Consider the following 21,572-nt stretch of genomic DNA (forward strand, 5'->3'; position numbering starts at 1 on the left):
CTAACCGATACAACCACTTTCAGCAACTTAAAATAACAAGCGTGAGAACAAGTTTTTTTGGGATCAGTTGGTCTACCGCTTGTTCTGTGTAAACTTTTCTTTATAGTGATTTTATTATAACGTAAAACCAGCTACGTTAGCCTACTTTTGCCACATTTACATATGAACTAATTCGCTTAGCTTTGTTGCAACAATTTTATGCTTTTATTTTCACAACGCCGCTTTTATTTAAATTGTTCTCACAAAGGTAGGTACTTTTTTGCGGTTTTGGGGAAAGTAAATAATTAGATTTTTTGTGATGCTAATTGACTTACATTTTTATTGAAAATATTTTTAAAAAAGTGGTTGACTTATAGTTTAGCTAACAGTATATTCATTACGTAGTGTTTATACGTTACATAGTGGCAATGGGGGGTAAAATGACTTTTGATTCATGTATCAAGGGTGATACTTTAGTATTAGATTATTTAAAAGATACGAGCGGAGCGGTGACCTTCTTATCACGTAAGCCATACATTAAAAAGCTTTCTTTAAGGTTTTGCAGTATAGGTACGAAAGGTGTAGAGGCCTTGGCTGGTGTTAATCTTACAAATCTTACTTCACTTGACTTAGGTTGTAACAATATTTGGTGACCAAGGTGTAGAGGCCTTAGCTAGCCTTTATCTTCCAAATCTTACTTCACTTGATTTACATGATAACAAAATTGGTGACCAAGGTGTAAGAGTATTAATTGAAGCATTACGTAATGGCAAGTTTCCAAAGCTTACTAGTGTTGATGGTATTAGTTCTCCCCTAAAAAAAGATTTAGATGTTTTGCTTAGACGTAACGCTGAGAGTGCTGAACAATCTGTAATCGGTAATGGCGATTCAGAACAGAAGTGGGATAATCCAAAGCAAGACTTGAATGTAAAAGTTAAGGAACCTGAGGAAATAAAAGCTCAGCTAAAACGAGAGCAGGAGAGTGCAAAGCAAAAGTTGGTTGAAAAAACTAAATTAGAAGAAGATCCAAAACAAACAGAACAGAATGCTAGCACACTAAATTATAAAGCAGGTAAACTGATTGAACAACGGAGTCAACTAAAAAAGCAGATGGATGATGCAAAACAGGAAAGTCAAATCCAAAGTCTGCAGGAACAACTTGAAAGCAAAAATAAAGAGCTAAATGGTAAAAACGAAAAATTCTTGGGAGCAAGTACTCATAGTAAAAGGCAAGGTAATTACGCCTCTGTTTCTTTTGTGTTATCTGGAGCATTTGCTGTTGGTGCAAGTTTAACAATACCTTATTTAGCGATATGTATTACATTTGCTGTAGCTGCATCGATTTTTCTTGCAGTAGGATGTTACTGTTCGTATAAGGCAAATACAGCATTGAGCAATGTTGAAGTTGATCAAACAAACGGTATCAATCTTGCAGATGCTTAAAAATAGTTTTTAAGGTTTTAAATTGTACCCGTTCTCCTAGTACTTTTTCGGTTGGTTTGTGAGGTAGCACAATGAAAAATATATTTATCAAAGCTAATGCACCTTTTCTCATAGGTAGTGCTCTTGCTTCTCTTATATTGCTTACATCTGGAGTTTTTACTGTAGCTCCTTATGTTGCATTTTTAGCTCCAATCGCAGCTTTAGGTATAGCTCTTCCCGTTATTTTGACTTTATTTGTACTTTCTGCGGTAGTAATTGCACTTTCATACAAAATAATTAGTCAGAATAAAAAGTTTGATGTCAAAGAAATAGAACTTAATGAAAAAAATAGACTAGCTAAAGAGCAAGAGAACACAATAAAAAACTTGGAAACTAAAATCAAAGAGCTAGATGAGGCAAAGCAAAAATTAGGAGATGAAAAAAATAAGCTAACTCAGAATATAAAAGAATTAGAGAGTGAAAAAGTTAAATCAGCTCTGGAAAATAAGAACAAAATAGAAGGGTTAGAAACTAAAGTTAAAGAGCTAGATGAGGCAAAGCAAAAATTAGAGGTTCAATTATCTGCAAAAGATTTAGAGCTAACTAATATAAAACAAGAATTAGAAAACTTGAAAAATGAACAAGCTCAAAAAAATGATAGTGGTTACGAATATTTAGAATTACATAAAGAGAATCAGGAAAGGCAAACAGAGGCTACACGAGAAGGTCAAAACCAAAAACGGAAGCTGATTAGCCCAGACTTGGGCATTAGCTCGATGTTTTCAGAAGATGATTCATTGTCTTCAGAAGATGATTCATTGTTCGAAGAGGATACCACTGGATTTATGCTGCTACCGCAAAACATTGTGCCCTGTGCAGGAGCTCGAAAATTTGCAGAAAGTTGTCGAGAGAAGTTAGGTGCTCAACCTGCTAGTGATCCAAATATGCAGCCAACGTTTCGTAGTAGGTCTTCAAGTCCTAGTGGCAGCAATGATAGTGGTCAGTCTGATCCAAGTAGTAAGTTAGGTGGAGTACGGATATCGCGTAGCCAGTCACTGAACTCTTTACATTCTGATGATGGTGATATTAAAATAGACAGCAGTTCACAATATTGTTAACCTGGCAGGCTTTTTTGCATAGCAAGTTAAGCGGAGATGGCACAAGTGTGAAAGGAGGTAATATTAGGTTAATGATTTAAGAATCTTTCTAAAGAAATTCTCTTTTTTAAAAAATTTACTTGATGATTATGACCATTTTTTTTGGTTTATATTGGATTCAAAGAAGACTCAACAATTGGCTGTTCTATATCTTCTAACTTCTTCAATCCTTGTATTCGGCTTTAGCACGCTATACAACGCATAACTCACACAAGCTAATCCAACAATTCCCACAACCGCTGCTACCACAGGCATTTTCATGATATACAATGCAACACCGCTTGCCAATAATATTGCACCAACAACACCAGCCAGGATTGCTTGTCTTTGTTGTGTTAACGGTTTGTTTTTTTCGTCTGTAGCATCAAAACATGGTTCAGTGGGAGATGGGCTGTCAGGAGTGTTTGGTTCTTGCTCATTAGTTTCTCTATCAAAACACAGTTCGGAGGTTGGCTCTACAGTAGTTTCTATTTGCGCTTTTTCGCTACTTTCACATATAGGTTGAAGATCTTCACTATTTATATTATATAATTTAGTGTCAGTTTCTGTAGCTTTATCAACTGTATTGGTTTGCTTTTTTATTTCAACTTTAACTTCCTCAACATCTGCCGGCATCTCCATATCAGCTCCTTTTGCGGTAGTGGTACCTTTTTTATTTCTAAGCTTTTCAGCAATATCTTTCCATATTTTTTTCGGTGTTCTCATAATGTTTTTCTCCTATTTCTTTTGTAAATTAAGATGCTATTCCGTAAAATTTCTCCCACTGCTCACTCCACAGCATCGGTATTTCCCTTAAATCAACTAACCGCAAATTACTTGGTTGTTTTCCATTTACTATGTCTTCTTTAATCTTTGGAGCTAAATAATTTAACCTTAAAATTTGTTGTATACGTCTTGTACCTATATTAATTTTGATACTCAGTTCCTTCACACTTGCATATTTTCCTTCTTCTAGCTGCCGTTTCCATAGGTGAGCTCTCACCACTGCTTTCAGTAGCGCATTGTTTGTTTTTCCTTCTGGTTCTACTACTGTGCATTTGTTTCCTTTCTTCTTCAAATTCATTGCTATAAATGTCTCCTCTGATTCAGAACATACTTCTACTCCTTCCTCTCTTACCCACACTACCTTTATTAATTTTTTCACTGCTTCTTTCTGTTCTCTGAAACTTAAATTTTCCCATTTTTCTTTTTTTGCCCCTTTTTCCCAATTTTCATATAAGCGTTCAGCTCTCTTCATTACTTCTTTTTCCACTTCTCCTGCTACTACGGTTCGATTTATTGATCCACAATCTTTTCCTCTTAAATGGTTATTGCATATATAATATCGATACCTTTTATTTTCTTTTTTTGAGTATGTCAGCGTCATGTTTACTTTGCAGCATCTGCATCTTATCATCCCCTTTAGTAGCGCCTCTTCATATTTTTTGCCTCGATATGGCTGATTCTTTATTAATTCCTGTGCCTTTTGCCATTTTTCTTCCTCTATTATTGCTTCATGCTTTCCTTTATATTGTTTCTCGTAATGTCTTGTTTTTCCCATATATATAGGATTTGTTATTATTCTCCTTACCGTCGCTTTCTTAAATATCTCTCCTCCATATACTTTTCCCGATTTTGCTTCAAACTTCTTCGTTCGATATCCTTCTCTGTTTAACTCTCTTGCCAATTCTGCCATTGATTTCAGCTCCATATACCTCTCAAATATATGCTTTATTACTTTTGCTTCTTTTTCATTTATTATTAATTCCTTATCTTTTGCATCATAACCAAGTGGTGGATTCCCTCCCATCCATAGACCCTCTTCCTTCGATGTTGCTATTTTATTTTTTACTCTCTCTACTATCATTTCTCTTTCTAGTTGTGCTGCTCCTGATAACACTGTTTGCACAAATTTTCCCATTGGTGTGTTGTTATCAAATATTTGCGTCACTGCTACAAAACTTATCCGGTGCCTTCTAAAAAATGACGTTACTTCTATGCAGTCCTTTGTTTCTCTTGATAACCTATCTAGCGTATACACTACCACACAGTCCACTTCTCCGGCTTTTACATCTTCAAACAATTCCTTTATCGCTGGTCTATTTAAATTACTTCCTGAATAGCCTCCATCATCATACCTTTTGGCTAATGCTACCCACCCTTCTCGGCTTTTTATGTATTTTTCACATGCTACCCTTTGTGCGTCCAAGCTATTAAACTTTTGTTCTAGTCCATCCTCATTTGATTTTCTCGTATATATCGCACACCTTACCTCTTTTAGCATTTTCTCCCCCTCAACTTACCTTTTTATCACGCATCCCAAATAATAAAGGACCGTTGTAGCTCATTCCCATTATTTTTCCGGCTACCGCTGATAATGACGTATAAAACTCTTCTCGGTAGATCAAACCTGTATTTGTTACCATTACAACGTGGACTTCTTCTCCTCTCTCTAATATTAACTCTGTTCCCTCTACTGGCAGTTTATCGCTACTTATCCTTTTTCCCTGTTCTAGCCGATCTGCCAGGTATTCTAGTCTTTTTGCCCCTTTTCTTGATATTTCTCCATACGCTTTCTCCTGCAACCTATACGCCAATCTTGGTATCAAATATTTCTTTGAGTTTCTAGGCGCTTCTTCCCCAAAGACCTTCCTCCATATTTTTCTCAGCTCTTCCAACACTTTTTTCTCTAAATTCAATACTTTCTTTTCTATTTCTTCCATACCTCTCTCCTATCTTCTGAATTTTTAAAAACGCTATAGCACTTTCTCATCCACAAGCTCTTCCTTTGCCGCTATCACACCTGCTGTCGTACTTTCCGATACAACCCTTATTCTTTCTATAAACTCCCTCTGTTTATTTGCCATTTTTACGTTCTCTAACACTTCTTTTATCTCTTTATTATTTCTCGCATAATCCATTGGGGTTTTGCCATATTTATCCTTTTGCTCTACATTTGCTCCCGCTTTTACTAGTTCTTCTACTATTTTTACCTCACTGACCATGCATGCAAGGTGTAACGCGGCAAATTTGCTACTTCGTTCCACTGCGTTTACCTCCACTCCTGCCTTTATCAGCTCTTTTATATTTTCTAGACGTTGTCCCATGACTGCTAAGTGCAGTGGTCTGTATTGTCCTGCATCTGCCACATTTACATCTGCTCCCTTTTTGATTAATAATTTCACTTTTTTTGGATCTGGCATCCCTACTGCATAATGCAATATCGTCCTTCCTTTTGTGTCTTTTTTATTAATATTTTCTATTGGGTTACCTAATACCTCGTTCCATGACTTACTAAATTCTTCTCTTTCTTTTTTACTAAATTTTACCATAACGTTCCTCAGCTATTAATGTAATATAAAGTGGCTCCAATTTGGCTCACTTTAGTGCTTAGCAAACTTTGTTTGTTTACCAGCTACTTTTTCACTTAGGGTTGTTTTAGCATAAAAAGCAAGTTTTTTTTACAAAATATACAAATTTTTTCCACATATTATATTAAGATATAAATCTATATACTTAATCTATTAAATCTACCTCCTGCTGTTGTCAGCTTTTCTCTATCATTTAGCTTCTTTCCACCATTTACCACCTGCTTTTCCGATACCTTACTTATTTTTTCCATTAACTCCCTCTGTTTATTCACTATTTTTCCTCCATTTTTCTTTAACACCTCGCTTATCTCTTCATCACTTGCGTAATACATTGGGCTAAATCCTGATATACTTACCCGGTTTATTTCTGCCCCTGCTTTTATTAACTCTTCTACTATCTTTTTTCCACCTACCATACACGCTAGATGTAGTGCCGTATTTCCATCTTCTTCGGTTGCGTTTATCTCTGCTCTGGCTTCTATTAATTCTTTTACGTTTTCCAGACGCATTCCAAGCGCTGCTGAGTGCAGTGGTGTATAACCTTCGTTATCTCTTGCATCTACATCTGCTCCTTCCCATATCAGCCAGTTTACTTTTTTTTTCGTCGACATTTTTGCTGCTCGGTGCAACATTGTTTCACCGTTTTCATTTTTTCTATTTATATGCTTTTTAGACAATTTGCCTGCAAGCAACTCTTGAAATAATTCATTAAAATCATCCCTTTCTTCTTGACTAATCCACATGATGTACCTCACTATAAAAACATACGCCAATTTGGCTCACTTCAGTGCAAGACCAATTTTTTTTGTTTACTTGCTACTATTTAAGTTATGCGTGTTTTAGTATAAAAAGGCAAGTCTTTTTTCGCGTAGTACACCTTTTTTAACTAAATACTAATATAGTATATGAAGATATAAATATATATGCTTAACGCATTAAACATATTACTTGCGTCTCTTTCCAAGACCTGTTCAAATGTCGATGTTCGTGCCATGTTAGTACACCTGGGTAAAACACTAAAATGTAATTTTCCGGTTCATGTATTGAATCCTTTTGCTCTGAATTTAAATCGCTTTCAAAATGAACATTGTGCTCTGCCACACCAAATCTTATAACTTTTTGGTCGGTAAAATCTTCTACCTTGTAGTGGTGAGTAACGCTAAACCTTTCTAAAACTGGTTTATATTTTAAATTCCACAGTTGTTCAGATAGTTTGCTACTTCCCAATAAAAATTTATCCCCTTCCTCTTCTATACTAGTAACCGGAAAACATGCGTTTATTTCTCCTAAGTTCCAGCTATCTGATAATACTATCTGCGCTTTAGCAAACTTAATTGCCGGTAGTAAGCTCTGTGGTAGCGGATATAGCGCTTTGAAGTTATACCACACATGATTTCTTTCATAAATACCGTTATAGTTCTTAGTATGAGGCTCTGTTTCTCCAAGTATTGCTACATCCAAGCGATATATGTCATTGCTTAAAGCTCGTTCATAATGATCGCGTAGATAGCTTTCTACAATCCTAATAACTGGACCACTAGACCTGAAAAAATTTACTCTCCCAAATGATAACACTGGTCCATCTTTTTCGATCTTTGTACCAGAGTAGTCTGATAATAAGCTGCCAAAAAAGCTTTCATCTAAAATAAATCTTCCAATATTATAGTGGTCATTGAAAAGCCTCATTAGCCTCGATCTTGCTGGCAATGATAGTTTTGCTAGTTCTACTACTGCATCCACGAACGGTACATCTCTTATCCCTACCTGCAACTCAAAAAAGTGTTTACCGGGTGGCTCTTCAATGATCGTAATATCTTCTATATTTGCCCATTTTAATGCTATTTTAAGTGATTCTGGTGTGCCACGCAGTCTTTGAAATTTTATCCCTTCTTTTATCGCCTTTCTTTTGTCTGTTACCCAACGCAGAATTTCCCCCAATCCATATTCTTCTATTATCCACGGTAGTATTTCATCTTTAGAATTAAACTTAAATCCTTTTATCCTGCTTGGATCAACTTTGTAATCGATAGCCTCTACTATGGCTCTTTCTTCTTTTGTGCTATTAGGTGGAAGTAACATTAGCTTTTGCCCATTAATTCGATTTCTAGCTTGCCTAAACAAACGCACTCATTTCCCAGTACCACAACATCCTCCTTTGGCTCTATTAATTCCACGTTTTCCACTCCTTCTATAAATAGATTTGCTATAATCCACGCCCTTGTTACACTCCATCCCAATCTTTTCGTTGTTTCAAATTTTTCTATAAATCTCTTCTTCACTGTTTCAACAATATCTGGTCTTTTAATACTAATTCTGCTGTGGATATTTATTTCAATAATATTGCAACCAACTACTGTTATCGTATCTGTTAATACCCTTATATCATCCCTGGTGACTTGCTTTCCTACAATATCCAGTAGTTCTTCAGATGCTATGCCATTTGTGGATAACTCCGTGGATAAAATCGAGATCTCTACACTCCCTGGCACTTTTGATTCAACCAGCGCATCCTTAACTCTGCTATCTGCTGAAAGCGCATGAAAGCGGTAGTGCTCCTTGCTACCTCCTGTGCTCCAGCCCTCTATTTTTGCCTTGATTCTTTTTCTAAATCGTTCATCATCTTCTTCACCTTTTCGCTCAACGCCATAAAATTCAGCTAGGTGATCAAGGTCTATTCCTGTTGCAAAACGGAGCAGATTTGCTTTTGCTGCTTCATTAACCCTCTTTCTTAGCAAAAGCTCTCTCCAGGCCGCTATTTCCATAATTTTTGTTGCTGGATCGCTTTCAATAAGAGCAGTAAAGCTTGGGTCACGAAGAACTAACTCTTCCTTCATTCTCGAGAATATTTCTTCGTAGCTCAGTTTTTCAATTATCTCTGGCTGCTGCATTTTTAAACAACTACTCCATTAATATTTATGAACTTACCTTCTGAAAGATAGACACCTTCTAAATCCAATGTTACTCTCCCTTCTTTTACTTCTGTGATTTTTACTTTTTCTAACTTAAATCTCTTTTCCCATTTTCCCAGTGCTTCCGCTGTTGCTGCATAAATTCCTAACGAAAAATCTCTATTTATTGGCCGATCAATTAACTCAAATAACCTTGAGCCATACTCCCTCCTCATTATTCTGCTGCCTATCGGCGTGGTTAATATATCAATAATTGATTGCTTTAAATGTTCTATTCCTTCAAGCTCTTTTCCCGTTTTATTGCTCATCCCACGCATTTTTAGCTCGCAAATACATTTTTGCTAATACTCATTACATGAAAACCACACGATGCCAAGTCACCGGTTCTTGTTATGCCAATATCATTAACAAATACGCTGTTTGATCCCTGAGTTAGTTTCTCCCCTAGAGTTAAGATATCTCCTTTTCGACACACAGATCTACCGTTTACAAAAACGTCGTTACTACCACTCATACAAACATGTGCCGGTATTCCACTACAATAATCCCCTATACAAACCACAGCTTTAGCCATACTTAATTAAGGTCGATTCTCTTTGCTTTGAGTTTTATGCCTCTCTTGGTAATCTTCACACTTGATTCTCCAACCCTAAAAGTAATCTTATCAACTACAGATACTTCCAAATGATGGTTTTTCTTGTCATATGATATTTTTGTTCCGTCTTCAAATAAAAAACAATCTACCTCTTTTTTGCTTTCCGGAGCAGGGTATTTTTGTTGCCATATTCCAGCCAAAATAACTCCTAACGATAGTTCACCTAATGGCGAAAATATTACTACTTGCTCATCAATATTCGGCGCAAACCAACTTCTATCTTCTCCTGCTCTTGCCGTTATCCACGGAAGCCAATCCGTTAAAAATTCCCCTACCTTTACCCTTACTCTTGCCTTTTCATAATCTACTTCTTTAATAAGCCCAATACGGATAATATTCGCTAACTTCCTATTTAGCTCTGCAATCGCAAAATTATGGTCTAACATGTGCTTTACCTATTTCGATAACATGTGGCGTAACTCCGCCTGAAAATATTGACTTGCCTACATGGATTTCATGCACCCATTCAACCATCCACACTAGATATGCATCTAATTCTGGCCTAAAATCATCCCCTCCTGCTGATATAAATTCACCTGCTGAAACATTTTCCACGTCCCAAGTATTCTTATTCACTACCCTTGTAATTTCCGCTGCCAGTGACCTTACAACCACCGAGGAATCCTCGACTGTTCCATCAACTATCACTCTTGCCTCAAATCTTGCTCTTAGTGCTAATTCCTCTGTTCCCGGATCTTTCCCTGGTTCTAAACTTGCAAGCTCTACAAACACTGCTGGCGCTATTATTTCCCGACGTACCGTTCTATACACTTCACATGTCTGTATTGCTGGTATCTCTTCCCTGAGCTTATTACAGATTGCCTGATGTAAATTTCCCCAGAACATTATTTCATATAACTCATTTGCTGATCAAAATACTTCTCAAATACTCTTTCTACTTCATTATCAACTAACTCTTTCATTGTTTCCCGAGCTTGCGTGTTTATTTTAATTTCATCTATTGGCAAAGACGTGGTATACCTTCTTTTGAATATTCCTATATGACCATTTTTCATTGTTGCTATAAATGCTCCTTCATATGTACGGCTTCCTACTTTTGCTCCTATCTTTGTCTGTTTTATACTCCCAAGTTTTGCTACTCCTATCCACTGCGAACTGAGCTTTACTATCGACCATAAACGCTTTCTATTTGCTTTATCCACACTTAACTTTTTTCTCATTGCTTTTTTTGGTATTTGTTTTTCTTCGCTAACTTGTTTGACAGTTTGCGATCTTACCCATAGCGCTGTTTTGTTTAATGCCCTCACCGTCGCTTTTTCCACTTTTTTCCTTTCAGCATCTATACTTTGCATAACTTTTTCTATGCTACCGGTGACTTCGATGTTAATACGCATCTATACCCCCACTGCTTGTATTTTCCATACCATTCCCGAATTATCCCTAAGTGGTGGTGAATATATTTTGTACTTACGCTTATCAATAATAAAGATATCTCCTACTACTGGCTGCAATACATCGAATATACTCACCTCAAGAAAAACCATCTCCCCGACAAATTGTCCTTCACCAATTCCATATAATTTATCTGGTTGTTGTTTCAGCACCTGAACCATGTATGACTTATCCTTTGATTCATACAACGCTTGCTGCCCTAGATGTGTAAAACAATCTGCAAATAATCTTTCTATTTTTCCTTGCATATTTTACCTTTATGCACTAATCTCTACATGCACGCTAAGAAGGGGCATACTGGTAGAGCAGTCTCATGCCTCACCACTTTTATAGTTGCTCTACCAGTATTGTTATGCTGCAACGACTTTGATTAATGTTTCTGGACGATGGCACATTGGTAAAGAATTTGACTGCGTATGTAAATCGGTCCCTCTATCAAATCTTCTTGGCTCTTGTTTTGCATATAACGGTTGCCCTAGTGTATTTACCGTCTCATTAAAGTCTGCTGGTGCAAAGTATGTCGTAAATGTGCTTGCTGTACCAAGTGGAAAACAGTGGCCCGTGTCTTTTTCTATAAATCTTCTCACATTACCTTCAGGGTCAGTTGCTTGTCCTCTATACTCCTCAAATGTTATTCCACAGAACGTAAATCCTGATCTCATATCGTTCCTTAGCGCTGCTCCTTCTTGCCATCTCTCATATGCTTCTTTTACTTTGGTATGAGAAGTTAAAGCATCAAAAAACTCAGGACTTACCAGCGCATGAATCCCAGTCATGTATTCACCACTTAAGTTGTCCTCAACATGACGCAATACTTCCAGACACTTACGCTTTACATCAGTGGTTGCTGTTCCCAGTGCAAAATTTACTACTTTCGGTGTAATTTCAAATTCGTTATACAGATTTAACAATTCACTGCCATCTGCGTCCAGAATAATCCCTTTCAATGCTCCCATCCGCAAATGCTCTAACGTTATCGCGTGTTTGTTTCTCATCATCTGCAAATGATCCGTTATTACATCTGCCAGCGCCTTAAGTTCATTCTCTGACCCAAATGCCCTTATTCCTTGCACTTCCTCAGGCAACACTACATCATCATGGGGAATATGCGGAATGGTAAAAGTTCTTATTTTCCTTTTTCCTCGTTTTCCTACTGTTGCTGGTGCTCCTGGTACTTGCGTGGGTAATAAGCTTAAAACTCCGTTATGTTCTTCTATCGTAATATGTCGAAATCTTACTGATCTACTTGGAAATAAATTTAAATTTTCAACTCGACCATAATTTATCGGCAATATGTTCATTGCATTTGTTAATGCTGTCATACTAAATGCCGGATTTGTAAATGGATTTTGCATTTTTTTTCTCCCTTTTTTCCTATTAATTTAAGTTAAACTCCCTTACGAATGATGATGCCCCGTGCGTCAAGTTGCTTTATTGCTGCAGCTTTTTGCTCCTCAGTGATATTTGCTGGCCACACCACTGCATGATCTGCTAGCATCGCAATACGTGTAATGATTACTGCTTTGGTGGTTTCTGTTGCGTTTACATCACTTGTTATTACACCTATTGCTGTTTGCGTGCCGTCTGTAGCTGTTGGATTTAAGGACTTAATTAGACCGTCTTTAGTATCACAACCAACAACCGTACCTAGCTTTAGGTTTTGCCCCTTTGCTACTGTTATTTGGTCTCTTGAATATAGATTAGACACTTCATATTTCAGAAGATCGCCTAAATTATTTCCTTCTGTTATACTTGTCATTTTTTCCCTCCTATATTTGTTACTCAAAAAAAGCTGTGTAAGTTTTTCTGAAATTTCGATATTAAATTAAAATAAGTCTTCTAACGTGATCACATTATTGATTATATCTTTCAAGTACTGATTTTCAGTTGCTCCGTTTGCAGCAATAAGTACCCAAAATATTTGTTTCTTTGACCTAGTTTTTTCTTTATAAATTGCCTCTTTTTTTCTTAATTGTTCTATATATTCTTTTGTTATCGTATAAGGCTTATCACTGTATTTTATTTCACAAAGTGTCGTACATCCATCCTCTCGATCAAATACCAAGTCTATCTGAGCACCACTTTCTTTACTGTTTTTCCCTGAGTGATATTGCCAATCTCCACATATAAACCCCATATGCTCTATATTTAATTTTCTTCTAATCGTATTGGCATGTTTAAAACACACTGCTTCAAATGCTTGTCCTGTCCATGTTAGCCAAGCTGGTTTTTTTATTGCTAACTCCCAATAATGAACATCACTTGTTATTGCCTTTTTCATTACTTCTCTGAATGGTTCAATCCACGTTAGATAAAATAACACATATTCGTCCATTACCCTGTAATATGCTCCTCTTGTTGCTTTATTCAGTGGTAAAAAATCTCCTATAAATCCCGCTTCTTCTAAACTCCTTAGTTTTGTGGTTAAGTACCCTCCTTCAGTGATTTTTGTTGCTTTTATCAGTTCTTTTCTGCTGATTCCTTTTGGCTTTTTTGCAATCGTGCGAATAATATTTATATATGTCTCTGGTTCTTCATACAAAGAGTGGAATAGCATATCAAATTCATCAAATAACAAACCTTCCTTCTGAAAGCAGATCTCATTAATATTTTGTGTCGCTGATAATCCTTTACTTATTTCTTTTAGGTAATGTGGTATTCCTCCCATTGCCATATAGATCTGTAATATCTGCTGATGGTTAAGATTGACTCCTAAATATCTTAAATACTTTTTAGTTTCACGTAAGTTAAAAGGCTGTAATCCTATTCTTGCAGTAATACGATTATGTAATCCTCCTTTATTATATATTAAATTTTCTAACATCCAAGAAGCTGCTGAACCACAAACAACCAATATAAGTTTTTTCCGGTATGTCCAATATACATTCCAAAAGTGTTCTAGTGCTACTAAGAATCCAGATTTTCTTGCAGCAAGCCATGGCAACTCATCAAAAAATATCACAACTTGTTTATCTCTGTATATATCAATCGAAAGAGTTAATTGATGTAACGCATCCATCCAGTTTTTAGGTACAGCCATTCTTATGCCATTGTAAAAAGCTCTAGACAATGATTCTACGAAGATCTCAAGCTGCGCCTTTAATTTACCTTTGTTAAGGCCTGTCTGCTCAAATAGCACTACATCTCGCTTGCTAAAAAATTGTTTTATTAAGTATATTTTTCCTACACGACGTCGACCATACACTGCGATAAACTCGGCTGATTGGGAAAGAAGCTTATTTTCTAGAATCGCTGTTTCTTTTTCTCTACCAATTATTGGTTCACTCATACAATTTACCGCGGCGTATGTTAGCATTATATACCGCGGTTATAAGATGATCAACTTTATTTTACCGCGGCGTATGTTAGCATTATATACCGCGGTTAAGAGTAGGCTACCATCAAATGCCCGATTTTGCTCGACTTTTCGCTACCTGCATCATCAAGTCTTCCGGTGTACTTTGCGGTATTGTACTCAAAATCTCTGTCTTCTTTGTTCTCTCTGCTAGTATCGACATCAATATCTCTTGGGCTTGTTTGGCATTTACATTCTGCTCGATAAATTCTCCTATCTTTTCTGGCATCTTTGATAAATTACATAATCTTATCACCTCTAATACTTCTTTACGGCAGCTCTCGTACCCTAAACATCTTCCTTGCTCAATTAGATCATCAATATCTATTGCTTGTTCTTTTGTCATACTAAAACTCCTATGATTATTAATAAATTCAGAATATGTTATTACCTCATCAGCAAGACCTATCTCTATTGCTTTCTCACCAAAATATAGCCCTGCTTCCGTTGATTTGATTGTTTCCGTGGAAAGATTCCTATTTCTTGCTACAAGTTCGACAAACATCTCATATAGTCGGTCTACTTCCTCTTGTAAGCTTTCCAGACTTTCTGATGTTATTGGCTCATGCGGATTTAAATCGTTTTTTCTCTTTCCTGCAAACACTGTGGTATATTTTATCCCCTGTTTTTCATCAAACCCACTTTGATCTATATGACTTGCTATTACTCCTATGCTTCCCACTCCTGAAGTTCTCGTTACCAATACTTTTTCAGCACTTGACGCTATCGCATACGCCGCAGAATATGCATCATCATTTGCTATCGCTATTATCCTCTTTTTTCCACTTTCCCTGGCACTGTAGATAAAATCAGCAAGGTCGAATAAACCGTTCACTTCTCCTCCAGGGCTGTCTATATCCAAAATTATTGTTTCTACTTCTTCATCTATTAAAGCTTCTTCTATCTCTTCACGTATCTTCTCATACGATGTCATCCCCAACACATCATCAAAAGCCTCTGACTTCTTCGTCAAGATTCCATATATTGGTATTACTTTTATTCCCCTTTCACTATTTCTTACTGCATGTTTTATATTTTTAAACGTTGGATGCTTCTCTGCATGTAATGACAATAAATCAAAGCTTCTTTGCTCTATCATCATCGGCTTATTCATCCAATTTATTTGTGTCGTCATATGTTTTTAAAATTTTTTATTTGTGTCTGGGGCAATAAAAACCCATTTGTCATAGAAATAGAATTTTATATCATTTCAGCATTAGAATTCACATCAGAATCAAAATTTAAGCCCAGTTCACTTGCACGTCTTTGATCTTCAGCAATTTCTTGGTCGATTTCTTCTATATCGTAACCTAGCTCTGAAACTACTTCTGACCTGCTCTTAAACCCATTCCTTACCGCCATTTGCTGTGCTTGCTGGTCTTTTAGCGGATCTACGTAAGCACACCCTTGCGGTATCCATTTTACCTCTTTTGCTGTTTCTTTTGCCCAATTTTCACCTATGTCCAGTTCTCCAGAGAGTAGTGCTAATTCTAGCCACCTATCCCATACTGGCCGGCAAAGCTGAAATACTACCACGTTATGCTGTAACATCGCGCACTTCCTACGAAACTCTATTAACCCAGCTCTTATTGATGAATAATTGACACCACTTAAATCTCCTGTTAGCTGCTCGTAAGTTATCCCTGTGCCTACTGCTATTGCCCTGAGTTGCTGTTTCATGAATGCTTCATAACTTCCCCCAACGTCTGATGGTTCCGAGAACTTAATATCTTCTCCGGGATCAAGTAATTGCATAGTCCCAGGTTCTAAGCCAGACAGCGCTACTCCATGTTCATTACTCTCTCCTTCTCCCATGATGTTCGCTTCAGGATCAAGTCTGGTAATAAACCCTGCAAACATTGCTGCTGTCTTTTTTCGTACTAATTCTGCATCGTCATATTGATCAAGTTCATAGAGCTTTAACAGTACACTGGACAACCACGGTACTCCTCGAATCTGCCCAGGTCTTAGTGGTCTATAGATATGTAAAACATCGTTTGCTGGCACTCTAACTGATTCTCCAAATGATCCTTCACCAGGGTGCTCTCGAAAAAGGTAATACGCCTCTCTTTGCCCCAATCGGTTAAATTCAATGCCGTTTCTTATTACATTACCATTGGCAAGGGTTTGATTGCTCTTATTGTCTAAATGCTCTGATTCAAGTACTTGCAGTTGCAACGGCACACAAAGACCATCTTCTCGTTTTCTTGTTCGAAGTCTTACAAAACATTCTCCTCCTTCTATCATGCTCCTACAAACCAAAGCTTGTAATCCATAAAAATCACTTACTCCGCTACTGTCTGCTTCATCTGTCCATCTCAGCCATAATTCTTGCACTTTTTTCCGAAATTCTGCATCTTTCGCCTTTGACTGCGGTTTTATTCCTGTCCCAACGCAATTACTCACTATCGTATCGATGATGTTTGCCGCATAGGAGTTCTTTCTTACCATGTCACGTGACCGACTTCGTAAAGTTTCAAGACTATGCGAGAGTAAGCTATTTATACTTCCTGTCTCTGGTTGAAAGTGCAATGATCTCCTTCCTGAGCCTGACGCATCCCATGCTGAACTTTTTGGTTTTGTTGGTTTCCGAAATAATTGTTTGAATGATTTCAATAACATCATGATATCCAAAAATCTTTTAATTCTTCTAATGTTCCGTTGAATTTATTTCTATCACATGAGCCTATTCCTTCTACTGAATTTGGTTTAGGACCTGTTTTACCATCGGTATACTGCCATAAAGTCCATTTTTTCCATCCTATTGGTAATGTTGGCTCTGCTCCCCATTTTGATAACCATAGTGGGCATTCAGTTAAAATCGGCGTTGCAAAATCTTTCAGAAAATAAGGACTGCCATAAATTAACGGCAAACGTCCCGTTACTACATAAACTCGATTAACAAAGTCTTCCGCTTGTTTTGCTGTTATACTTTTTCCATCTTTATTTTCTTCAATGTCGAGGGCTAGCAATATACTTGAACTATCGCCAATTGTCTCTAAAAAATGATCAGCTTGGTCTTTGCCGCTTTTTTCCCCGACACCAAAATGGTATGCTCCCCAGAGAATTTCTTCTTCCTCAGCGGTTTTTCTCCTTTTTGCATATTCAGGATCTACGTACTCTACCCCCTGGGTGGCTTTGTGAATTACGCCTAATATCCCATCTTCTTTTGCTAATTTAAAATCTATGTTCCTATCCCAATGCGAGAGGTCTACTATTGCATTTATAAACTTTCCTGATGCCATATTACCTGTGGCTATAATATACTTTAAATGCTCTAAAAAGTCCGGATACTCATTTTCCACCATATAACTTCTCATATAACTCCTTTACTAGTTGCAATAACAATCTTTCTCTTCGGCTTCACACCTGCGACTTTCAATTCAGATTTAATGCGTTGTCTTAAGCTCAAGAGGTCATTTATCTGCACTTCTCCGTACCTAACCACGTGATCGCCATATGCAATCGATACTACCCGTTTCCCGCTCTGTAGCTTCTTTATCGCTTCTTCTACTTGATCTAAATATTCTTGGCTATACATCAACTTTTCTCATTCAACCATTGACTTCTTCTCACTCTTTTTGACTTTTTAGTTTTTTCACCTACTAAACTTTCCCACTTACTCTCTGGCCATCTATCTATTCCCAGTGCTATCGATGCTGCTCTTGCATAAACTCTGCAATCTAGTACTTCATTTCGATCCCTTATCTTTTGCCACTCTTGTTTGGTATACCCTTTTACTACCTTGGTAATTAGTTGTTCTGCAGTAAGTTGCTTAAAATATTCAGGTGGATATTCGGGAAAATGACAATACCCCGGCGCCCCTTCTGTTAAAACATTAAGTAATTGGAAAAGCTCGGACTTTAATATCGATACCCCAACTGGCCACAGCTTCATTCCTCTCTTTAGCTTTTGTCCGCTAACTGTTACATCTACTCTACTTGGGCTGCTAAGTGGCACTAGCGCTTTGTTTGCCCCTTTTACTGCCATTACTCTTCCAGAGCCTTGGTGACCTCTTACCCAGTTGTATACCTCTTGTGTTGCATACCCAGCATCTACCGCCATCATGCTTATCATGTATTCAAGACCATTTTCACCGATAAAATGATGATTCAAAAGCTCTGACAGTTTTCCCCATACTTCTCCACTTCCAGTATCACCTTCTAATACCTGGTAGTCTATTGACCAACTTTCTCGATTTTTTCCCCATGCTACAATTTCCGCCTCTAACCGATCTTTTTGTACATCAACCCCTGCCGTTAACACTATTTTTCCACCTTTTGGCACCATGCCTATCGGAAAATTTTCTCGACGCTCAAATAGTTGCTTCCAGTCTGGTACTTCTCCCTTATCTACCCAGGTTTCTCCGAGTGTTGTATTTATCCAAACTTTTAGTAATTGTTCATTTTCCTTTGCATGCAGATAATCTTCCACTGCTTGTTTCCAACTATACCAACCAACTGGGCTATACAAGCTTGAAAGGTGGAATCCTTTTTTTTCACCTTTTATTGGATTAGTAGGCCTCCATTCACCTCTAGCTAACATCTCTGTTTTCTGATGATTTTTTATTTCTCCCCTACACTCTATGCAAACGTAGTGGGCTGTTGAGGGATCTTTATCTTTCCACTTTATCTGTGGCCATTTCAGCACCTGATAGTGATCACAATGTGGACAAGGTACAAAAAAGTATCGTTTGTCTGAATTCTCAAATTCCTTCTCTATTCTGCTTATTCCATGAACCGTCGGTGTCGATACCAAAAAAATCTTTCGACGAGCAAAAGTATTAGTTCGGGCTATACTGAGTAGTACTGGGTCACCTTCTCCTCCTGAATCTCCTGGATATGCATCTACTTCATCAAGAAAAAGATATTTTACCGGCATAGAGCGCAGACCCACTGGACTGTTGGCACCTGTTACTACTACCGTTCCTCCCGGAAATTCCTTACTTTGTACAGTGTTGCCTGAATCTCTCGACCTTGGATCTTTTATTTTACTCCTTAAACATGGCGTATCTTCAATGAGCGGCGCAAATCTTCCCTTTGACCAACGCTTGCCCATTTCTACTGTTGGCTGTACTACCAGCATAGGGCCTGGTGTTTGGTCGATTATATATCCTATCCAGTTATTCCCAGCTTCTGTTCCGCCAATTTGTGCTCCTTTCATGAATACCACTTTTTCAGCCGGTGAAGACGAGGAAAGTGAATCCATTATTTCTCTAAGGTAGGGTGTTCTCTCTGTTCTCCATTTTCCTGGTTCTGATGATGCTATCGTCGAAAGTTGACGATTTCTATCTGCCCACTCTGATACTTTTAGCGGTAGATCTGGCCTTAATCCTGCATAGAAACTACTACTATAGATCATTTGCTGCAATTGTTGTACTTTTAAGGGAAAATGGTATTTTTTGTCTGCACGCTGATGCCTTACTTAAAATCAGTATTGCAACTAATATGTTTATTAAACCTATCAAGTGCTTCCTTAGTATCATTGAAATGTATTTTCCACTAACTCTTCTAAAGCTGTTCTGATTTCCTCAGTCAGTGTCTCATGGATCTTCTCTGTGTCATTCATCGATGCCAGTAATGCTGATACTCTGTCTGGGATATTCAAAAGATTGTTACGAACCACTCTTGCAACATTAAATGCTTCAGCCTTTACTTCTTCTACTGAGATAAGTTCACCAATTTCAGCTTTTGCTTTTGCCTCAAGCAGTTTTCCCCGTTCCATCTCGTTTTTAATTCGGGTTTTAAGCAACATCGTGGAAAGTTTACTACCTTCTTCTGGATTTTTTCTCCTCAGTGGTTGACTTGGATCTCGTATTGCTGCCACCGCTTCATTTGCTTGTTCTCGGTCAATCAAACCATCCTCCAATTCAACGATTCCTTTCTTTACTAAGTAGCAGACGTATTGCTTTGAAACTCCTAGTTCTCTTGCCCATTCCGTCTGCGTTATTTTTCCCTCTTTCACCCCTTTTTTACCGTTTTTCTTCTTGAATTTGTGCGAAAGTCTTGCCAGTATCCGAAAGTATCGCTTCTCTTCCCGTATACACCTGCCAACGCTTTATCGTTACATCTACAAAGGCGGAATCAAGTTCTATTGTTCTGCATATTCTTCCTGTCCTCTCACATGCAATCAATGTACTTCCAGACCCGCTAAATGGATCAAGAACTATGTCCCCTGGTCTACTGCTGTTTACTATCGCTCTCTCCATTAACTCCACTGGTTTCATCGTTGGATGCAGTGAGTTGTATGTTGGCTTATCGTAAAACCAGAGATCACTCTGATTACGTCCCCCATGCCACTCACGTTTATTGCTGTTTTTCCACCCGTAGAGTATTGCTTCGTATTGTCTTTGATAATCAGATCTTCCTAGCGTAAAATGATTCTTTGCCCAAATGATGAATGTCGACCATCTTCCCCCTGCTTCTTCAAATACCTTCTGCAAGGTCGAAAGCTCAGATGATGATGCACAAATGTAAATTGCCCCTTTGGTGTATGCTAAAACATGAGTACAAATGTCATAAAGGAACAATTCGTAATTTTCACCTTGATCATCGTTTAGTATTTTTTTGTCTTCTCTTTCCTGACTGTCACCATATGCTACGTTATACGGAGGGTCACACACGGTAATATCTGCCATTTTATCGTCCAGTACCGCTTTAAATGATTCAACCAGACAACTATCACCACAGTAGATTCGATGACCACCTAAAATCCACAGATCCCCTGGTTTTGTTATTTCCACTTTTTTGTCATCACCAGCTAAATCAGAAAATTTTTCTCCCTTTTCCCCTTGTTCTTCCCTTCCATCAAGATTATCAAGAAAGCGTTGGACTTTTTCTAGCTCAAATCCGGTCATTTTAAGGTCAAACTGCAAATCTTCTAACTCTTGAATTTCCAACTTCAAAAGATCATCGTCCCACTTTGCCCAGTTAGCTGATTGATTTGCTAGTAACCGAAAATTTGGTTTGGGCTTCACTTAAGTTATCACTGAGCACCACTGGAATACTCTCCATACCCAGTTTTCTTGCTGCTTTAAGCCTTAAATGACCATCAACTACAGTGCCATCGCTTTTTGCAACTATTGGAATACGAAAACCAAACTCCCGGATTGAAGCACACATTCTGTTTACTACATCGTCGTTCTTGCGAGGATTACGCTCATATTCGACAAGATTTTCAATAGGATAGTAGTGTATTGCTAAGTTCATATTCCTAATAGTTGTTATGTTTAAATTCTTAATAACTTGTTAAAAAGTTAATAATCAAAATACGTCTGACGCTAGAGAGGGCCCGGGGTTTCGCTCCCAAATCAGCCTGGCTGGCGGGAAGGAC

25 protein-coding genes and 2 pseudogenes are annotated in these 21,572 nt (G+C 37.6%); 4 read left to right on the forward strand and 23 right to left on the reverse strand.

What is annotated here, in order from left to right; translation table 11 throughout:
- Window positions 1-419 precede the first annotated feature (419 nt).
- From WOCAOBSORBRA_RS06550 to WOCAOBSORBRA_RS00015, 4 genes and pseudogenes are all read left to right on the forward strand, one after another.
- Entirely contained in the window at window positions 420-632 is a 213-nt protein-coding gene (locus tag WOCAOBSORBRA_RS06550; RefSeq protein WP_174515608.1) for a hypothetical protein, read from the forward strand.
- Window positions 622-723 (forward strand): annotated as a pseudogene (locus WOCAOBSORBRA_RS06555) (hypothetical protein); the annotation flags it as partial. The gene WOCAOBSORBRA_RS06550 and the pseudogene WOCAOBSORBRA_RS06555, both read left to right, overlap by 11 nt.
- A 90-nt stretch (window positions 724-813) precedes the next feature.
- A complete protein-coding gene (locus WOCAOBSORBRA_RS00010; RefSeq protein ID WP_246165583.1) occupies window positions 814-1,422 on the forward strand; it encodes a TomO hydrophobic C-terminal domain-containing protein in 609 nt (202 codons plus the stop codon).
- A 71-nt stretch (window positions 1,423-1,493) separates the two neighbouring features.
- On the forward strand, window positions 1,494-2,519 hold the full coding sequence (locus WOCAOBSORBRA_RS00015) for a hypothetical protein (protein ID WP_174515609.1): 1,026 nt from the start codon (window positions 1,494-1,496) through the stop codon (window positions 2,517-2,519).
- A 168-nt stretch (window positions 2,520-2,687) separates the two neighbouring features.
- Here the strand turns inward: WOCAOBSORBRA_RS00015 and WOCAOBSORBRA_RS00020 are convergent, their stop codons facing one another.
- The 23 genes and pseudogenes from WOCAOBSORBRA_RS00020 to WOCAOBSORBRA_RS00130 all read right to left on the reverse strand — a co-directional run bounded on the left by WOCAOBSORBRA_RS00020 (window position 2,688) and on the right by WOCAOBSORBRA_RS00130 (window position 21,448).
- Complete coding sequence (locus WOCAOBSORBRA_RS00020; protein ID WP_174515610.1) at window positions 2,688-3,263, reverse strand: hypothetical protein; 576 nt, start codon at window positions 3,261-3,263, stop codon at window positions 2,688-2,690.
- A 28-nt stretch (window positions 3,264-3,291) separates the two neighbouring features.
- A complete protein-coding gene (locus tag WOCAOBSORBRA_RS00025) occupies window positions 3,292-4,821 on the reverse strand; it encodes a recombinase family protein (RefSeq protein WP_174515611.1) in 1,530 nt (509 codons plus the stop codon).
- A 10-nt stretch (window positions 4,822-4,831) separates the two neighbouring features.
- A complete protein-coding gene (locus WOCAOBSORBRA_RS00030) occupies window positions 4,832-5,260 on the reverse strand; it encodes a DUF2924 domain-containing protein (RefSeq protein ID WP_174515612.1) in 429 nt (142 codons plus the stop codon).
- Between the two features lie 33 nt (window positions 5,261-5,293).
- Entirely contained in the window at window positions 5,294-5,869 is a 576-nt protein-coding gene (locus WOCAOBSORBRA_RS00035; protein WP_174515613.1) for an ankyrin repeat domain-containing protein, read from the reverse strand.
- 176 nt (window positions 5,870-6,045) lie between these two features.
- On the reverse strand, window positions 6,046-6,651 hold the full coding sequence (locus WOCAOBSORBRA_RS00040; RefSeq protein ID WP_174515614.1) for an ankyrin repeat domain-containing protein: 606 nt from the start codon (window positions 6,649-6,651) through the stop codon (window positions 6,046-6,048).
- A 184-nt stretch (window positions 6,652-6,835) separates the two neighbouring features.
- Window positions 6,836-7,987 carry a phage tail protein gene (locus tag WOCAOBSORBRA_RS00045; protein WP_174515615.1) on the reverse strand — a complete coding sequence of 384 codons (1,152 nt, stop codon included), beginning with the start codon at window positions 7,985-7,987 and terminating at the stop codon, window positions 6,836-6,838.
- Complete coding sequence (locus WOCAOBSORBRA_RS00050; RefSeq protein WP_174515616.1) at window positions 7,987-8,796, reverse strand: baseplate assembly protein; 810 nt, start codon at window positions 8,794-8,796, stop codon at window positions 7,987-7,989. Before WOCAOBSORBRA_RS00050 ends, WOCAOBSORBRA_RS00045 begins: the two co-directional genes overlap by 1 nt.
- A gap of 2 nt (window positions 8,797-8,798) precedes the next feature.
- Window positions 8,799-9,134 (reverse strand): GPW/gp25 family protein, encoded by a 336-nt coding sequence (locus WOCAOBSORBRA_RS00055; protein WP_174515617.1) that lies wholly within the window; start codon window positions 9,132-9,134, stop codon window positions 8,799-8,801.
- 2 nt (window positions 9,135-9,136) lie between these two features.
- Window positions 9,137-9,391: a PAAR domain-containing protein gene (locus WOCAOBSORBRA_RS00060; RefSeq protein WP_174515618.1), complete on the reverse strand. Its 255-nt coding sequence runs from the start codon at window positions 9,389-9,391 to the stop codon at window positions 9,137-9,139.
- 2 nt (window positions 9,392-9,393) lie between these two features.
- Window positions 9,394-9,858 carry a phage baseplate assembly protein V gene (locus WOCAOBSORBRA_RS00065; RefSeq protein WP_174515619.1) on the reverse strand — a complete coding sequence of 155 codons (465 nt, stop codon included), beginning with the start codon at window positions 9,856-9,858 and terminating at the stop codon, window positions 9,394-9,396.
- Window positions 9,845-10,318, reverse strand: coding sequence for a hypothetical protein (locus WOCAOBSORBRA_RS00070; RefSeq protein ID WP_174515620.1), 474 nt, complete (start codon window positions 10,316-10,318; stop codon window positions 9,845-9,847). The genes WOCAOBSORBRA_RS00065 and WOCAOBSORBRA_RS00070 overlap by 14 nt, the downstream gene beginning before the upstream one ends.
- Window positions 10,318-10,827 (reverse strand): phage tail protein, encoded by a 510-nt coding sequence (locus tag WOCAOBSORBRA_RS00075; protein ID WP_174515621.1) that lies wholly within the window; start codon window positions 10,825-10,827, stop codon window positions 10,318-10,320. Before WOCAOBSORBRA_RS00075 ends, WOCAOBSORBRA_RS00070 begins: the two co-directional genes overlap by 1 nt.
- Complete coding sequence (locus tag WOCAOBSORBRA_RS00080) at window positions 10,828-11,133, reverse strand: head-tail joining protein (RefSeq protein ID WP_174515622.1); 306 nt, start codon at window positions 11,131-11,133, stop codon at window positions 10,828-10,830.
- Between the two features lie 102 nt (window positions 11,134-11,235).
- The gene (locus WOCAOBSORBRA_RS00085; protein WP_174515623.1) at window positions 11,236-12,240 is read right to left on the reverse strand and encodes a major capsid protein; all 1,005 of its coding nucleotides are present in this window, start codon (window positions 12,238-12,240) and stop codon (window positions 11,236-11,238) included.
- Between the two features lie 32 nt (window positions 12,241-12,272).
- Window positions 12,273-12,644, reverse strand: coding sequence for a head decoration protein (locus WOCAOBSORBRA_RS00090; RefSeq protein WP_174515624.1), 372 nt, complete (start codon window positions 12,642-12,644; stop codon window positions 12,273-12,275).
- Between the two features lie 66 nt (window positions 12,645-12,710).
- Complete coding sequence (locus WOCAOBSORBRA_RS00095) at window positions 12,711-14,174, reverse strand: AAA family ATPase (RefSeq protein WP_246165584.1); 1,464 nt, start codon at window positions 14,172-14,174, stop codon at window positions 12,711-12,713.
- Between the two features lie 112 nt (window positions 14,175-14,286).
- On the reverse strand, window positions 14,287-15,375 hold the full coding sequence (locus WOCAOBSORBRA_RS00100; protein WP_174515626.1) for a S49 family peptidase: 1,089 nt from the start codon (window positions 15,373-15,375) through the stop codon (window positions 14,287-14,289).
- 65 nt (window positions 15,376-15,440) lie between these two features.
- Entirely contained in the window at window positions 15,441-16,862 is a 1,422-nt protein-coding gene (locus tag WOCAOBSORBRA_RS00105) for a phage portal protein (RefSeq protein ID WP_174515647.1), read from the reverse strand.
- Entirely contained in the window at window positions 16,862-17,560 is a 699-nt protein-coding gene (locus WOCAOBSORBRA_RS00110; RefSeq protein ID WP_174515627.1) for a glycoside hydrolase family 25 protein, read from the reverse strand. The genes WOCAOBSORBRA_RS00105 and WOCAOBSORBRA_RS00110 overlap by 1 nt, the downstream gene beginning before the upstream one ends.
- A complete protein-coding gene (locus WOCAOBSORBRA_RS00115; RefSeq protein WP_174515628.1) occupies window positions 17,557-17,781 on the reverse strand; it encodes a gpW family head-tail joining protein in 225 nt (74 codons plus the stop codon). Before WOCAOBSORBRA_RS00115 ends, WOCAOBSORBRA_RS00110 begins: the two co-directional genes overlap by 4 nt.
- On the reverse strand, window positions 17,781-19,601 hold the full coding sequence (locus WOCAOBSORBRA_RS00120) for a phage terminase large subunit family protein (RefSeq protein ID WP_174515629.1): 1,821 nt from the start codon (window positions 19,599-19,601) through the stop codon (window positions 17,781-17,783). The genes WOCAOBSORBRA_RS00115 and WOCAOBSORBRA_RS00120 overlap by 1 nt, the downstream gene beginning before the upstream one ends.
- A 120-nt stretch (window positions 19,602-19,721) precedes the next feature.
- Window positions 19,722-20,204, reverse strand: a complete 483-nt coding sequence (locus tag WOCAOBSORBRA_RS00125) for a MarR family transcriptional regulator (RefSeq protein WP_174515630.1) — start codon at window positions 20,202-20,204, stop codon at window positions 19,722-19,724.
- A gap of 7 nt (window positions 20,205-20,211) precedes the next feature.
- Window positions 20,212-21,448: pseudogene (locus tag WOCAOBSORBRA_RS00130) on the reverse strand (DNA modification methylase).
- Window positions 21,449-21,572 lie beyond the last annotated feature (124 nt).

The sequence above is a fragment of the Wolbachia endosymbiont of Cardiocondyla obscurior genome (genome assembly GCF_902713635.1).
Lineage (GTDB): Bacteria > Pseudomonadota > Alphaproteobacteria > Rickettsiales > Anaplasmataceae > Wolbachia > Wolbachia pipientis.